We start from the raw sequence: 17,001 nt of genomic DNA on the forward strand, positions 1-17,001 counted from the left end.
CGTGGAGCACCCACCCCCCGACCCCTCCCTCAAGGGAGGGGAGAAGAAAGTGCAGTCCCCGACTTTATCCGTGGGCGCCGAATTCGTTGGCGACGGCCGTGGAGATGCGCAGGCTCAGCTCCTGCGCCCTTGCGATTGGCGTCATGAAGTCGCGTTCATAGGCGCCGTAGCCTTCCTCGCCGCCATCGGGGTAGTCGCTCGGCTCGTCCAAGGGAAAGTCGCGCGGGCCGGGCACCCTGACGGGGAAGGCGCGGCGCAGCTGCGCGAGCGCGTCGTCGATGCGCAGGGTCAGCACCATGTCGATCACGTCGCGGCGGCTGATGTCGTTGGCGCGGCTGAAGGCGGGGACGGCGACGACCTTGAGGAACATGTGCTGGAGCAGCGCCAGCCGCAGCGCCTGGAGCACGCCGATGCGGCGGCGCACATGTTCGCGGGCCTCGGTGTCGGCGGTGTCATCGGGCAAGAGGTCGGTGAGGCGGTGGAACTTCAGCGCGTCGATCCTGAGGCGCGAGGCCAAGCGGCGGAACACCCCCGTGCGGTCATCGCCGACCAGATATTCGGCGAGCGCCGCACAGGAGGCGGCGAGGTGATCCTCGGTCCCGCGATAGGTGCGGCTTGCCCAATAGGCCGAGTTGAACAGCTCGCCATAGGCAGCGACCGTCTTGATGCTGGCGAGCGCATTGGCAGCGCGCACCAGCCGCATGATCTGGCGCCCGCGCGGGGAATCGGCGAGCAGCGCGGCGATTTCCTCGCGGTTGCCGTCCGCTGCCGAGCCGATCCCGGCGATGACGTTGACCGGGTAGCCCAATTGCTGGAGGATCGCGTTGTGCGGGATCGCGCGGATCTGGCGCAAGCTCATCTCGCGGTCGGCGTTGATGTCGCTCTGGCGGCGCGAGACGCGGCTGCCGGTGGGATTCAATAGCCCGAGGCCGAAGGCGGTCACCGCGCGCGCATAGGTGCGGCTGGCGAGGTGATCGCCCTGGTGATCCTTTACCGCGCGGTAGAAATCGAGGCTCAGATCGGTGCGGTGGTAGAAGGGATCGGCGGGCGCGGCGAGGTCGGCTTCGGCGGGGCGCAGCTCGGCGATCCGCGAGAGCGTGGCAAGCGCCAGTTCGGGGGTCGCGAAGAACAGGTAGCCGTCGCCGCCCTGGAAGCTCACCTCGGGCTCGAGCCGGATGCCCGCCCGCGCAAAGCGGCGGCGCGCCCATGGCGAGAGCGGCCATTCGATGCGGTCTTGCAGGGAAGCGGGATGCGCGCCGCGGCCCATGCTCTCGCCGTGGGTGTTGAACACCAGCGCGGCGATGTCCGACAGGCCGTTTGCGGCCATCGCTTCGGCAAGGCGGCCCTGCAACCGTTCGATCGCGAGCGCGGCCGGCACCTGCCCGACAAAGCGCCCGGCGTCCGAGAAGCCGGTCTGCACCGCGACGCGGCCCCGCGCCCGCGCATAGGCACGGTAGGCGGGCTCGGCGAGCAGCGCATCGAGGAAGCGGCCGCCATGCTCCAGCGCGGTCTCGGTCTCGAACAGGGGTGAGACATCGACCTTGCCTTCCACGCCGAACAGCTTGGCGAAATAGAGCGCGGCAAGGACCGTGGCGGGCTGCTCGCATTCGGCGACCAGCATGCGGATCGGCGCGTCGGCATCGATGTGCTTGAGGATCTGCGCCATGGCGAGGAACTGGCGGATCGCGGTCGAGCTTTCGGTGGCGAGGGCGGCAAAATTGGTGCGCAGGGGCGCAGCCTCGTCCACCATGCGGCGCAGCGTGGCGAGCGCGCCCTTGCTGGCAAGGTCGATGCCCTCGTCGTCCCCGCCGAGCCTCCGGCGCACCGCGTTGTGGAGCTGCTTGGCGTTCACCCGGAAGTGGATCCAGCCCATGCCGAGCCCGTCGGCGCGCATGCTGGCGGCAAGCGTGAGCAACGCGGCGGCGCGCGCATCGGGCGCCGCGGCGGCTTCGTCCTCAAGCGCGGCGATCAGCGGCGCGAGGCTGAGGAGGTTGTCGGGGCTGTGCGTGGTCAGCCGGTTGGCGGCGGCGGCCAGCGCCTCCGCGCTCGCAAGGTTGCCCGCGAAATCCACGGCCCGCGCGGCGGCGAAGGCGCTGGCGGGGCGCAGGGTTTCGAGCAGCGGGTGGGCCGCATCGAGGCTTTCGAGGCTGGCGGTATAGCGCGCCAGCCGCTCGGCCTTTTCCTGAAGGCGGAAGGCGATCGAGGTGTGCCAACCGATGTCGGTGCGCCCGTCCATGTCGTAGCCGACCCAGCTGGCAAAGCGGAACGGCATGGGGCGCAAGGATCGCCATTCGCCCGGCCATTTCGCGCGGGCCTCGCCCAGCGCGCGCGCCACGATCACGTCGCGGGCGTCCTGCGCGCGGGCCATCGCATCCATCGCCGCGCGGTGTTCATGCTCGAGCGTTACCGCCGTGCGGGTCGCGGGGACGGCGCAGACCGTGTCGTCCACATCCTGCGGCGCCGAGGCGGCGATCGCCACCGCCGCACTTTGCGCGGGCGAGAGCAGGAAGGTGGGATGGGCGGTGAAGACGGCGTGGAGCTGCGGGTTCTGCCAGCGCGCGGCGAAGCTCGCGAAATCCTCTGCCTCGTCCGGCCCAGTGGCAGGCGCGGCGGGCGGGGCGAGCAGCCTGCGCAGCCTGTTGGCGCGCGCCTTAAGGCCATCGCATTCCAGCTCGGCGACCAGCGCGTCCACATCATCGAGGCTGATCTCGCCCCCCTCCAGCGCCCGCGACAGATCGAGCGAGAGCTGGAACACCGGGTTGAACAGCGGTGTCTCGCGGGTGCGCTGGTGGAGCTCGCCGAGCCGCGCTTCGAGCGCTGCGAGCGTCCTCACGCTGCGTTTCCGTGGTCCGAGGCGAAGGCGGCAGCGGCGCCGAACAGGCCGGGTTGCGGATGGACGATCAGCTTGACGGGAATCGAGGCCATCAGGCTTTCGAACCGCCCCTTGGCCTTGAAGCGCGCGGCAAAGCCCGAGGTGAGCAGCGTTTCGCGGATGCGGTAGCCGAGGCCGCCGGCAATCACCACGCCGGCAAAGCCGCCCTGCGCCAGCGCCAGATCCCCCGCGACCGATCCCAGCGCAAGGCAGAAGCGGTCGACCGCAGCGGCCGCGAGGCTGTCTTCGCCGGAGGTGCCGAGGTTCCAGATCTCGATCGCGTCGCGCTCGGGCTCGGAGCGGTGTTCGAGCGCGGCCAAGGCCTGGTAGATGTCGACGATCCCGGGCCCTGCAACCACCCGTTCCACCGAGACGCGGTTGTGGCGGCGGCGCAGGCGGGCGAGAATTGCGTCCTCGATGGAATCGAGCGGGGCGAAGTCGATATGCCCGCCCTCGGTCGCCTGCACGCGGTAGTGCTGGCCCGAGCGGTAGAGATGCGCCACGCCAAGACCGGTGCCCGGCCCGAGCACGGAGATCGTGCCCTCGCGCCCGAGCGGCGCATCGGGTCCGGCAAGGTGCAGGAACTGGCTGTCGTCGGCGCGCGCGACCGCATGGGCGACGGCCGCGAAATCATTGACGATGGTGTAGTCGGCCGCGCCCAGCTTTTCGGGGATCAGCGCAGGCCGGATGATCCACGGGTTGTTGGTGAAGCGGATCACCGGATTGGGCTTGCCCGGGCTGCCGACCGGCCCGGCGATGGCGATGCTCACCGCCGGGGGGAGCGTGCCGCCCTTGCGGTCGCGGAAGGCTTCCCACGCGGTCTGGAAACTCGCGTGATCGGCGGTGTGGAGCGTTTCGGGCGCGTCGAGAGTGATCGCCCCGTCGGCGCCGATCGAGGCAATCGCGAAACGGGCATGGGTCCCGCCGATATCGACCACCACCACATCGCGCATCATTCGTGTCCCTGTCCCGCCGCGTCAGGGCGAGGGTGTAGCAGGGGCTGCGCAGGATTCCCACGCGCCGCATACTTATTCAGATTTCGCGGGCGCGCCGTGTTCCCCCTCCGCTCGGGGAGGGGGGAGGGGGAAGGGGGAAGGGGGCTCCCCGGCCAACGGCCAGGTGCGCGGCCGCCGGGCTTCGTCCTTCCGCCCCCTCGTGCCCGCCTCCTACTTGACGCCCATTTCCGCAAGCAGACGGTCCGCACCGTCGACCTTGTCCATGGTCCACATCATGAAGCGGCTGTCGACGTGGATCGTGCGGTTGATCGCCGGATCATACATCCAGTCGCTGACCACGCCCTCGATCGTGCCGTCGAAGGCAAGGCCGACGAACTCGCCGCGCGCATTCAGCGTCGAGGAGCCCGAATTGCCGTTGGTGATGTCGACCGTCGACATGAAGTCGACCGGAAGCGTGCCCAATGCGGGCGCGGTGTAGCCGGCGTAGTCCTTTGCCTTGATGAGATCGATCATGGTGTCGGGCGCATCGAATTCGCCGCGCCCGGTGTGCTTGGCAAGGAGGCCCTCGGCGGTGGTGAAGGCGGTCCAGACCTGCCCGTCGACCGCCTTGCCGGTGACCTTGCCATAGGTGAAGCGCAGCGAGCCGTTGGCATCGGGATACATGGTCTTGCCCTGACTGGTCGCATAGGCGAGCCGCGCGGCCATCACTGCCGAGCGCGCCTTCTGGACAAGCCCGGCGCGTTCCTTGTCGGCGGCTTCGGCAGCCATCGCCTCGTCATAGGTTGCGACCGCGAGCTGGATGAAGGGATCGCTCGACGCCTTGAAGTCGGCGGGGGTCTTGCCCATCCACTCCATGCGCTTGGCCGTGGTGCCAAGTTCACTGGTGGCATAGAGCGACGCGAGGTCCTTGCCTTCCATGAAGGCATCGAAGCTCTTGATGCGCTGGTCGGCGGGCAGGGTGCGGTATTCGGCGATGGCATCGGCGAACAGCGCCTTGTCGATCGCCTCGACATAGCGGCGCTCGATGATCGCCATGCGCTGCGTCATGAAGGCCTTGTCGCGCGCCTGGAAGCCGGGTTCGCGGGCCGCGTCGGGCTTGGCCTGCTCGTTCGCCCAGCGGTAGAGCGTGCGCGCCGCGCCGTAGAGCTGCCCGCGTCCCAGCAGCCCACGCTTGGCATCGGCGAGCGAGGCCGCGTTGGTTTCGGCCACCAGCTTGTCGAGTTCGGCGAGCGCCGCGCCATATTGCGCCTCGCGCTTAGGATCGGCCTTGATCCATGCGCGGAAAAGCGCTTCCTCGGCGGCCTTCTTGCCGGTCAGCGAAATCGCGTCGGCGCCTGCCAGCTGGCCGGCGATCTTCTTCTCGTAGTTCTCCACGCCCTGGAGCGTCGCGGCATAGGCGATTGTCGCGGCCTGGTTGCCTGCGGTCAGCTCGTCGATGCGGTCGCCATATCCGGCGAGCATGCGCTGCTGGTAGGGGTAGAGCTCCTCGTAATAGAAGCGCGCTTCGTCAGCGGTGCGCAGGCGTTCGGTGGTGCCCGGGAAGCCTGCAACCATCACGAAATCGCCTTCCTTGACGCCTTCCTTGGCGATGGGCAGCCATGCCTTGGGCTGGAAGGGCACGTTGTCCTTGCTGAACGGCACCGAGGAACCGTCGGGCGCCACATAGGCGCGGTAGAAGGAGAAATCGCCGGTGTGGCGCGGCCACATCCAGTTGTCCTTCTCGCCGCCGAAATTGCCGACGCCGCGGGCGGGCGCATAGACAAGGCGCACGTCCTGGATTTCGAGCTGCTGCTGGAGCCAGTATTGCGCGCCGCCGAAATAGGCGCGCACGTCGCAGCGGCGGTTGGCTTGGCGCTCGCAGGCCTCGATCAGCGCGGCGCGATTGGCCTGCAACCGGTCATAGCGCGCGCGGCCATCGAGCTTCTCGGCGCCCTTGAGCATCGCTGCGGTCACGTCGCGCAGGTCCTCAATCACGTAGATGCGGCTGCCGGGCGCGGCGGGGAGTTCATCGCCAAGCGCCTTCGCAAGGAAGCCGTTGGTGAGGTAATCGTTCTCGGGCGAGGAGTTGTACTGGAGCGATCCCGCGACGCAGTGGTGGTTGGTGGCGACCAGACCCTCGGGCGAGAGGAACGCGGCCGAGCAGCCGCCCAGCGAGGCGATGGCGGTGAGCGGCGGGCGTTGCAGGTCGCCCAGCGTCTTCGCGTCAAGCTCGAGCCCGGCAGCCTTCATCTCCTCGGCGATCGCGCCGGTCTGGCTCGGCAGCCACATGCCTTCATCGGCTTGGGCGATAGCGGGTGCGGCGAGCAGCAGAGCGCTGGCCCCGGCGCGCAGAATGGTCTTGGTCATGTGCATCCTCTCGAAGATCGCGCCGCGCCGCCACGACGGGCGGCGGGCCGAAGGCGGCGCTGTTAGGACAAAGCGCGGCGGGCTGAAAAGGGGCATCGTGCCCCATCGACGAACCGCGCACCGCATCCGGCGGGCGACTTTGCGCAAGGGCCGCGGCAGGGCAGGGGGGAGGGCTGCGCGCAAAAGGGCTCTTGCGAATGATTATCATTTAATCCATGAGGCTGGGGCGGACACCATCTGACGCCAAGGACCTGCCCCCCATGAACAGCACGCTCAAACTCTGGACCCAGCTTGGCCTCGGAACGGCGCTTGCCGGCGGCTTGCTGGCGGCCTGCGGGGGCGAGGCGGGCGGCGAGGGCGCGGCGAGCGGCGAGGCGGGCGCTGCGACCACTGCCGCCACTGCTGGCGAAGGCGAGGGCGGCGCGGGCGAGGGCGAAGCGGCGGCCATGGGCGGCGAAGGCGAAGGCGGCGTTGCGGTCGCCGATGCGGCCAGCGACCCGGTCGCCTACGGCATCGCGCTCGCCGTTGCCGAAGCCCACGTCACCGCCGCGCGCGATGCCTATGCGGCCGGCAAGAAGGAGGCCGCGGGCGAGATGTTCGCGCACCCGGTCAGCGAGGTGCTGCTCGACATGGACCCGGTCTTCGCCAAGCTCGGCGTTGCCGATATGAAGCCGCTGTTCACCGCGGCCTCGGATGCGGCGCTGGCGGGCAAGCCGGTTGCGGAAGTCAGCAAGGCCCATGACGCGATCATCGCCGCGCTGCGCGGTGCGGCGGGCAAGGCACCCAAGGGCGAAGCCAGCGCGGCCAAGGTCTCCGCCGGGGTGATCGCCGACATGATCGAGCGCTCCAGCGCGATGTACCGGCAGCTCCCCGCGAACGACAGCTACGAGCCCTATCTCGACGGCTACGGCTTTGCCCGCGTCGCGGCGGGCGCCTTTGCCGCCTCGGGCGGTGCGATCAAGGCCGAGAACCCCGCGCTCCACGCCAGCATCACAGCGGCGCTGGCGCTGCTCTCCAAGGCCTATCCCGGCGCGGCCCGTCCGGCCAGGCTCCCGGCCGATCCGGGCGCGCTGTCGGGCGCTTCGGCCAAGGTGATGCTCGCCGCAGGGGGGTGATTCTGCGCGCCCGGCGGCGGCGGTTCCCGCTTTGAAAGGCGCAGATTCCCGAGCATCGTTGTCCAAACGCGACAATCTTGCCGCAGCAGCCGCAATCGGGCCGCAGCGCGCTTGCCTTTGCGGCGCGCCGGAGTAGTTTTGCATCACAATGGGGGTCGCCGGTCGCTGGATTGACACTGATGGGTGTCAAGGCTCGGTCGCGTATGCAGGGCCCGTGACCGCGCAGGTTTCGCCGCACAGGCAGGCCACGCGGGGAGCGGACCAAGAGTTTTTCGGGGGGGACTTTGTTGCAATCTCACACCAGCCGGCCGCGCGCGCAGCTGCGTTCCTGTGCCAGCGTCACCGCCGTGGCGGCCGCCGCGCTTGCCGTCCTGCCCGCGCCGCTTCTGGCGCAGGCCGGACCGCCGCCGGCCGCAGGCGTCATCCCGCCCAACCGCAGCGATCTCGTGCCCCCCGACCAGCGCGAGCCCGCGCGCACCACGACGCTCACCGTCGACGGCGATTTCGAGCGCCCGCCCTGCGAGCTCGACCGGCCCGAATATGCCGGCATCAAGTTCACCGTGAAGGGCGCCGCCTTCGATGGCCTCGCCCGCGTGCCCGGCCTCTCGCTCGATAGCGCCTATGCCGGTTATGTCGGGCGCGAGTTGCCGGTTTCGGTGCTGTGCGACATCCGCGCCGAGGCCAACGCGATCCTGCGCCGCGCCGGCTATCTCGCCACTGTCGAGATTCCCGAGCAGAGCCTGGCGGACGGCACCCCCGATTTCAAGGTCGTGTTCGGCCGCCTGACCACGGTGCGGGTGCGCGGCCAGGCGGGAGCTTCGGAGGCGCTGGTCGCGCGCTATCTCGAAAAGCTCACGGCCGACGAGGTGTTCAACATCAACCGCGCCGAGCGCTACCTGCTGCTTGCCGACGATCTGCCCGGGTTCGACGTGCGCCTGTCGCTGCGTCCGGCGGCGGGCGGGGCGCCCGGCGATCTGGTCGGCGAGGTCGCGGTGCTGCGCCAGCGCGCGATGGTCGATCTCAACCTCCAGAACCTCGCCAGCCGCGCGATCGGCCGCTACGGCGGGGTGCTGCGCGGCGAGGTCTATGATCTTACCGGGATGGGCGACCGCACCTCGATGGCGGTGTTCACCACGCTCGATTTCGTCGAGCAGCAGACGGTCCAGATCGGCCACGATTTCCGGGTCGGCAGCGAAGGGCTGCGGCTGGGCGGCCAGTTCACCTGGAGCACCACCAACCCCGATACGGGGATCGCCGGGTTCAACGTCGAATCCGAGACGATCTTCGCATCCGCCTTTGCCAGCTATCCGCTGCTGCGCACCCGCGCGCACAGCATCTATGCCGATGCCGGGTTCGACTATGTCGATCAGGACGTGGTGCTGAACGGCTTCAACCTGACGCGCGACCGGGTGCGGGTGGCCTATCTGCGCCTCTCGGGCGATATCACCGACCTTGGCTCGTTGCAGCGTTCGGCGGGCTATTCACCCTACGAGCCGCGCCTGCGCCTGCGTTACGGGGCAGAGCTGCGCCAGGGGCTCGACGTGTTTTCGGCGAGCGCGGATTGCCGCCCCAACCTCGTCGGATGCCTTGCCGGCGGCGCCGCCGCGCCAAGCCGGATCGAGGCCGATCCCACCCCGCTGCTGGTGCGTCTCAACACCGCAGTCGAATATCGTCCGGTGCCCAGGCTGACGCTGGTGCTCAATACCCAGGGGCAATACACCAAGGACCCGCTGCCCGCCTTCGAGGAACTGGCCGCCGGTTCCTTCTCGATCGGGCGTGGCTATGATCCGGGCGCGGTGCTCGGCGATAGCGGCATCCTCAATTCCTTCGAGATGCGCGTCGGATCGATGAGCCCGCCGACCGCCGATGGCCTCGCCTGGCAGCCCTACATGTTCTCCGACATCGCCTTCGTCTGGAACGAGGACCCGAGCCGCAGCGCCGGCAACCCCGACCGGCTGTGGTCGGCCGGGGCCGGGGTGCGCGTGTCCTGGGGCCGCGGCATCCAGAGCGATCTGGCCATCGCCGTCCCGCTTTCTACCCCCGACCTCGCCCAGCGCCGGGGCGACGTCAGGTTCCTGTTCTCGCTCACCGCCCGCCTGTTTCCGTGGAGATTTTCGAGATGAGCAAAGCCACCAGCAAGCGAACCTCCCTGCTGACCGGCTGCGGCTGCGCAGCGCTGGCCCTGGGTCTGCTCCTCCCCGCCGCGCCGGCGGCCGCGCAGGCCATCCAGGCCAGCGGCAACGTCAATTTCGGGGCGGCCGAGATCGATCAGTCGGTGCCCAACCAGACCACCGTCGAGGTGTTCACCCAGACCGTGGTGGTCGATTGGCAGCCGTTTCAGGACGCTGCGGGTAACGCGCTGGTCTTCCTCCCCAACGGCACCACCGCCATCTACCAGAACTCTCCGACCGCCTCGTTCACCGGCCAGTTCGCGGTGCTCAACCGCATCCTGCCCTCGACCGGGGGCAATGCCGCGGTCATCAACGGCAGCGTCGTCTCGCAGCTCTTCGATGCGGCCGGCGGTTCCTCGATCGGCGGGTTTGTCGCCTTCTATTCGCCGACCGGGATCGTCATCGGCAGCACCGCAACCTTCGATGTCGGCCAGCTGCTGCTGACAACCCTCGATGTGCCCAGCAACGAGGAATTCCAGAGCTTCGTCGAATCCGGCGCCGCGCTGACGCTGGTGGGGGCGATTGACACGCTCGCGCAGATCCGGATCGATCCCGGCGCGCAGATCACCGCCACGCGCGACAACGCCTTTTTCGCTGCGGTTGCCGCCGACGTCCGGATGAGCGGGACCGCGCGGGTCAACGGCAGCTCGGCCTTCGTCGCGGGCGAGGTCGTCAATCTCACCTTCAGCAACGGGCTGTTCAACATCGAGGTGCCGACCGGCACTGCGGCGACCGGGCAGGTGCTGACCGTCGATGGCACGGTCGGCGGCCCGTCGAGCCTTGGCGTGGGCGACAACCACATGATCTACGGCGTGGCTCGCGCGTCGAAAGATCCGATCAGCATGCTGTTCAGCGGCAATCTCGGCTTCGATCCGGCGCAGACCGCGGGCGTGATCAACGGCGAGATCATCCTTGCGGCCAATTACGACGTGTCCGGGCGCGTGGTTGATGGCAGCTCGATCTCGCAGGGCCTGGCCGCGACCTTCAGCGGCAATACCGGGTTCTTCGGACCGCGCGCGGACATCGTGGTCCAGGATTTCAATGCGTCGAGCAGCCTTCTGGCGATCAGCACGCACGCGGCCACGGTCTCGGCGGCCGGCACCAACAGCTCGGTTCAGGGCAACCTGCTGGTGGTGGGCCGCGAAACCGCGACCGTTTCCGCGAGCGCCGGCTTTGACATGCTCATATCGGGCGACGTGCTGGTCGATGCGCGCGATTTCGCCGCGAGCGGTTCCTTCGTGCAAGCGCTCGCCGTGGTCGATGCGACCGGCGGCAATGCGCTGATCGACGCCGGAGCGGGCAGCGTCATTACCGTCAACGGTTCGGCGCAGGTGCTCGCCGATGCCTTCGCGGGCGCCGATTTCGGGCAGAGCATCGCCGGCACCGCCACGGGCGGGACGGCCGCGATCAGCGCCAATGGCGGCGCGATCTCGGTGGGCGGCGTGGGATTCGTCTCCGCCCGCGGGTTCGGCACCGGCACACCCGACATCATCACCGGCGCCGAAGTGCGCGGCGGCAGCGCCGAGATCCGCGCCCGCGCGGGCGGCACCGTGGGCATCGGGCAACAGGCGAATGTGTTTGCCGGAGCGGGCGGATCGGCCGGCTCGCTCAGCACCGCGTCGACGCTCTCGAACGCCTATGGCGGCACCGCGCGGATCGCGGTGCTCGATGGCGGCGGGACGATCAATATCGGGGCCAGCACGCAGCTTGACGCGGCCGCCTTTGGCGGTGCGGCCAGGGCAGCGGGCACCGGATCGGTCGGCGACGGCGGCGAGGCGACGGTCTCGATCCTCGATTCCGGCCTCATCACGCTGGGCAGCAGCCTGTTCCTCGATGCATCGGGCACCGGCGGGATCAATGCCGGGGGAACCGGCGGGACCGGGCTGGGCGGGCGGGCCTCGATCAACACGGTGAACGGCGGCACGGTCCAGCTGACCGGCTCGTTGTTTGCCGACGCCAGCGGGATCGGCGGCGACGGGGTGAACGGCGGCAACGGGCTGGGCGGCATCGCCGGCGCCGGTGCGCGGGTCGGCAGCATTTCGGTCACCAATGACGCCTCCGTGACAGCAAACGGCTTTGGCGGCAGCGCGACATTCGACTTTGGCGGCACGGGCGGAACCGGGCGCGGGGGCAATGCCTACGTGCAGGCCGATGGCACGCTCACGGACACCGCGACGGTCACGGTGAACGGCGCGCTGACGGCACGGGCCAGCGGCACCGGCGGCACTGGCGGCGGATCGGACGGCGTCTCCATCGCCGCCGGGCGCGGCGGGGACGGCTATGGCGGCGATCTGGGCGTGCCCAACCAGGCCGACCCGAATTTCGGCAGCGGCGCCTTCGCGCTGGCAGGCGGGGACAATGGCACGCTCGCGATCGCGGGCGTCACGATCAACGTCGACGGCGTCGGTGGCAATGGCGGGAGCAGTGCCGGCACGTTTGTCGGCGGCACGGGCGGCAACGGGTTCGGCGGCCTTGCCCAGACCGGCCTTGCGCTGCTTGGGCTTGACGGTTCGGTCGGGCTGGGCCTGGCAAACCTGGGAGCTGTCAACGCCAGCGCGCAGGGCTACGGCGGGCGCAGCGGCCTCAACGGCGCCGACCTTGCCGACGGCACGGGGGGGAACGGCACCGGCGGTCTTGCCGTAGTGAGCCTGCGCGCAGGCGATGTGACCGCAGCAGGGATGACACTCAACGCCAACGGCACCGGCGGTGCGGGCGCCGCGGCCGGGACTGGCAGCGGGGGCGAGACCGCCGTGCTCGGCAGCCTCAGCGGGACACTGGTGGCAACCGGTCTGGCGATGACCGCCAACGGGATCGGCGGTCTCTCGGACGGGGGCACCGGCGGCGCGGGCTTTGGCGGCTCGTCGGGCATTCTCGCCAACGGGGTGAGCGTCACCATCAACGGCGACGTGCTGGCATCGGCCAGTGGCAGCGGCGGCCAATCGAACGACGGGCTGGGCGGGAACGGCTCCGGAGGATCGGCCTATATCGCGGTCAACACCTCAACCGTGGGCGGCACCATCAACATCTCCGGCCATGCCGCAGTCTTCGCCTTTGGCCAGGGCGGCAACACCCTGACCACCTTCAAGGCGGGCGACGGGCTGGGCGGGATCGCCTCGGTCGAGGCAACCGGCGGCACGGTGACGCTGGGCTCGGTGCAAGCCGCCTCGATCGGGCGCGGCGGGATAGCGGCCACGCACAATGGCGGCAACGGCACCGGCGGCACTGTGCGGCTGCGCGCGCGCGGCAGCAACAGCACGCTGACCGTGCTGCGCAACGTCCCGGCGGCAGCGACGGGACGCTCGCCCGCTGGCTTCAACATGCTCAACGCCAACGGCATCGGCGAGAGCGCCAATGGCGGCGACGGCGTCGGCGGATTCGGCCAGGGCGGGACCTTGCTGGTCAACGCCGCCGAGGGCGGGACCATCAATCTGCCGGTCAACATCCTTGCCGATCCCAACCGGGCGGCGGATTCGATGTTCATGGTTTCGCGCGGCTTCGGCGGCAGCAGTTCGGTCGATGGCGGCGCGGGCGGCTCGGCGGTTGGCGGCACGGCTACCATGCTGGTCGACGGCGGGACGCTGGTGGCCGGCCCGACGACCATGTCGACCTTCACGCAGGGCGGCAGCTCGGGCAATCCGCTGCTCAATATCGCGGGCGGCAACGCCACCGGCGGGGCGCGCTCGATCCGGGTGATCAATGGCGGCATCCTGACCATCGAGACCAAGGGCGGCGGCGCGGGCGCGCAGGGCGGCAATGGTTCGGGCACCGGCAACGGCGGCAGCGCGCGCGGCGGCGCGGTGCTGTTCGAGGTGCTGGGTTCGACCGCGAACCTGCGGGGCGGTTTCGCCCTGTTCAACAACGCCACCGGCGGCAACGGCTTGCAGGGCGGCTTTGCCGATGCCGCCCTGATCACCTTCAATGCCAACAACGCGACGATCAATCTCTCCGATGGCGTAAGCGGGCCGGGCAGGCTGAGCCTTGAATCCATCGTGGTCGGCGGGACCGGTCTCGGCTTTGGCGGCGATGCCGCCTCGGCGCTGGTCAACGTCAGCATCACCGGCACCTCGCTGACCGGCGGCGGGTTCTCGATCGACAGCTTCGCGCGCGGCGGCGCGGCAACCGATGCAGGCAGCTCCGGCGGCAATGCCACGGCCGGTGCGGTCAGCTTGGGCGCGACCAACTCCACGCTCGGCCTGCGCGGCACGCTGCTGGTCAGCAGCAGCGCGATCGGCGGCGATGGCGGTCCGGATACGGGCAGCGGCGGGAGCGGCACCGGCGGCTCGGTGTCGGTGGCGCTCAACGGCACCGGGCTCACGCTCGTCACCGACAGTCTCGGCAGGCCCGGCAATATCGAGGTCGTCACCACCGGCTCTGCCGGGCTCGGCCCCCAGGTCGGCAGCGCAAGGGGCGGCACGGCGAGCCTCACCGCCTCAGGCGGTTCGATCAGCGCAAGCGACGTGCTGATCGATGCGCAGGCCTTCGCGGTCGGACAGACCGGGCAGATCGGCGGCGCGGCGTTCGGCGGCGCGGCCCGGCTGGGCCTGGCCGGCACCGCCACCCTTGCCGCGACCAACATCACGATCAACAGCAACGCCAATACCAGCCTGGGCGGAACGTCTTTCGGCGGGACGGCGGAATTCGCGATGGCGACCGGCAGCACCGGCTCGCTCACCGCCGATCTGATGTCCGTGCTGGCCGACGGGACCGGCGGCGATCCGACTGACCTTGCCAATACCGCCGGCGTTTTCAATATAGAGGTTGCAGGCGGCAACGCCAACCTGCTGACCCTTGACGCCTCGGCGAGCGGCGACCAGCTCGACGCTGACCCGGTCGCTTCGCGCATCTCGGCGGTTGTAGGCAATCTCAATGTGGCCAATCAGCTCACCGCCTTTACCTTTGGCGATCTCAACGTCGAGCACGGCGAGAACGGGATCATCGGTTCCAATGTCGTCACCGGGACAACCGCGATCCAGATGGGCGCGCGCGGCACGCTGCGGGTGTTGGGCATTGTCGGCGGCGGCGGCGGCGGCGGCGGGAGCGCGGCCGGTTCCACCGGCGCGCTGAGCGGCGGTTCGGTCGATCTGCTCGCGGGGCGCTCGATCATTGTCGACGGGAACATCGCCACCAGTAACGGCCCGATCAACCTGAGCGCGAACCATGGCGGCGGTCAGCCCCTCGCGCAGCCCAATCCCGCGGTCATCGACATGCGGCAGGGCGCGAACATCAATGCCGGCACCGGCAACGTCAGCATCGCTCTGATCGACGGCGGTAGCGATCCGCAGCGCCAGACCGGCGAAGTCACGCTGGCAAACATCACGGCGAGCACCATTACCGTGCGCAATGCCGGATCGAGCGCGGGCAGCAACATCCGCGTGCTGGCCGATGGCGTGCTGAGTGCATCGGGCAGCGCGCGCGCGATCGACCTTGCCTCGTTGAATGGCGAGGTCATCAACCTCCATGGCGATGCCGGCCTCGATCTGACCGGCACGGGCTATTATTCGATCTTCGCTGCGACCCCCACCGGATCGCAGATCGGCACAGTCACCAATTATGCACGCTTCTACAACGTGCAGACCGAGGCCGCCTACCTCGCGGCCAGCCCCGGCAGCAACTACGCCGCCTTCCGCATCACGCCGGTGCTGACCGTCACCGCCGATGATGTGGCGCGCTTCTACGGCAGCGCCAACCCGACCTTCAGCTCGACCATTTCCGGCTTCCTGCCGGGCGACGGGTTGAGCGACCTCAGCGGGCTGTTGCAATATCTCACCGCCGCCGACGGCACCTCGCCGATCGGACAATATGCGCTCAATGTGTCGCAGGGCACGCTGACGAGCGCGCAGGGCTACACCTTCAGCTTCGTGCCCGGCACGCTGACCGTCACCCCGCGTCCGATCACGGTCACCGCCGATAACCTGTCGCGCTTCTACGGCAACCCCAACCCGGCGCTGACCTTTACGGTCGGCGGGCCGGGGCTGGTGAACGGCGACCAGCTGGGCGGCAGCCTCGCCACCACTGCGGTGAGCACCAGCGGCATCGGCAATTACGCGATCACGCAAGGCACGCTGATCGCGAGCAGCAACTACGACCTCACCTTCGTCGGCGGCCAACTGACGATCACGCCGCGCCCGATCACCATCGACGCGAGCAATCTGTCGCGGGCCTATGGCGATGCCAACCCGGCGCTGACCTATGTCGTGGGCGGGCAGGGCCTCGTCAACGGCGACCAGCTGACCGGCGCCCTCACCACGGTAGCGGGCGTTACCACCGGGATCGGCAGTTATGCGATCACGCAAGGCACGCTGACGGCGGGCGGCAACTACTCCATCACCTACACCGGCGGCCAGCTGGCCATTACCCCGCGCGCGATCACGGTGACTGCGGACAACCTCTCGCGCCTCTACGGCAATGCCAATCCGGCGCTGACTTACGTCGTGGGCGGGCTGGGTCTGGTGAACGGCGACCAGCTGACCGGTCTCCTGGCGACGCTGGCGGACCAGACGAGCGGCATCGGCAGCTACGCGATCACCCAAGGCACGCTGGCGGCGAGCGCCAATTACACGCTCAGCTTCGTCGATGGCCAGCTGGCGGTTACCCCGCGCCCGATCACGGTGACGGCGGACATCCTCTCGCGCATCTATGGCAACGCCAATCCTGCGCTGACCTTCACGGTCGGCGGGCAGGGCCTCGTCAACGGCGACCAGCTGGGCGGCAGCCTTGCCACCACCGCCGGGCTCACCAGCGGGATCGGCAATTATGCGATCACGCAAGGTTCGCTGGTCGCGAGCAGCAATTACGACCTGACCTTCGTGGGCGGCCAGCTGACGGTGACGCCGCGCCCGATCACCATCACCGCGAGCGATCTGTCGCGGGTCTATGGCGATGCCAACCCGGCGCTGACCTTCACGGTCGGCGGCCAGGGCCTCGTCAACGGCGACCAGCTCAGCGGCGCGCTGGCGACCACCGCCGGGGTGACCACGGGTGTCGGCGGGGTCGCGATCACGCAAGGCACGCTCGCGGCCAGCGCCAATTATGCGGTGACCTACAACGCTGGCGTGCTCACCATCACCCCGCGCCCGCTGACCGTGGCGGCCAACAACCAGTCGAAGACGCTGGGCTTTGCCGATCCGGTGCTGACGTTCCTCGTCACCGGCGGCGATCTGGTCAACGGCGACCAGTTGACCGGCCTGCTCGCGCGCGATCCCGGCGAGACGATCGGCAACTTAGTGATCCGCCAGGGGACGCTCACGGCGGGCGCGAATTACGCGCTCACCTACGTGCCCGGCACCTTCACCATCGACCCGCCGCCGGTCTCGCCCGATATCAACAATCCGACCACGATCGAGCCGGCGCTGGTCGGCGCCGAGACCCCCCCGCCGGTCGAGAGCGAGGAGGAGGAGCGCTTCGGCATCGACTTCCCCGAACGGCCCGATGCGCGGCTGATCGGCGAGGATCCGCTGCTCGATGATCCGGTGGCAAGCGGCGGCGACAGCTCGCTCTATGGTAACGGCGCGGGCGCCGCCTCCACCACGGGAGGCCAGTGA

General features: G+C 69.3%; 6 protein-coding genes. 3 read left to right on the plus strand and 3 right to left on the minus strand.

The window, feature by feature from the left end; translation table 11 throughout:
* Window positions 1-64: 64 nt before the first annotated feature.
* The 3 genes from D620_RS0102515 to D620_RS0102525 form a co-directional block, all read right to left on the minus strand.
* On the minus strand, window positions 65-2,833 hold the full coding sequence (locus tag D620_RS0102515; RefSeq protein WP_017664211.1) for a phosphoenolpyruvate carboxylase: 2,769 nt from the start codon (window positions 2,831-2,833) through the stop codon (window positions 65-67).
* Window positions 2,830-3,828: a glucokinase gene (glk, locus tag D620_RS0102520; protein WP_017664212.1), complete on the minus strand. Its 999-nt coding sequence runs from the start codon at window positions 3,826-3,828 to the stop codon at window positions 2,830-2,832. The genes D620_RS0102515 and glk overlap by 4 nt, the downstream gene beginning before the upstream one ends.
* A gap of 210 nt (window positions 3,829-4,038) precedes the next feature.
* Window positions 4,039-6,174 carry a S46 family peptidase gene (locus D620_RS0102525; RefSeq protein ID WP_017664213.1) on the minus strand — a complete coding sequence of 712 codons (2,136 nt, stop codon included), beginning with the start codon at window positions 6,172-6,174 and terminating at the stop codon, window positions 4,039-4,041.
* A gap of 260 nt (window positions 6,175-6,434) precedes the next feature.
* On the opposite strand from D620_RS0102525, the gene D620_RS0102530 reads away from it, so the two are divergent.
* The 3 genes from D620_RS0102530 to D620_RS0102540 all read left to right on the plus strand — a co-directional run bounded on the left by D620_RS0102530 (window position 6,435) and on the right by D620_RS0102540 (window position 17,001).
* Entirely contained in the window at window positions 6,435-7,289 is an 855-nt protein-coding gene (locus D620_RS0102530) for a hypothetical protein (RefSeq protein ID WP_017664214.1), read from the plus strand.
* Window positions 7,290-7,576: 287 nt separating this feature from the next.
* On the plus strand, window positions 7,577-9,412 hold the full coding sequence (locus D620_RS0102535; protein WP_017664215.1) for a ShlB/FhaC/HecB family hemolysin secretion/activation protein: 1,836 nt from the start codon (window positions 7,577-7,579) through the stop codon (window positions 9,410-9,412).
* Window positions 9,409-17,001, plus strand: coding sequence for an MBG domain-containing protein (locus tag D620_RS0102540; protein WP_017664216.1), 7,593 nt, complete (start codon window positions 9,409-9,411; stop codon window positions 16,999-17,001). Before D620_RS0102535 ends, D620_RS0102540 begins: the two co-directional genes overlap by 4 nt.

The organism is Porphyrobacter sp. AAP82, assembly GCF_000331285.1.
Lineage (GTDB): Bacteria > Pseudomonadota > Alphaproteobacteria > Sphingomonadales > Sphingomonadaceae > Erythrobacter.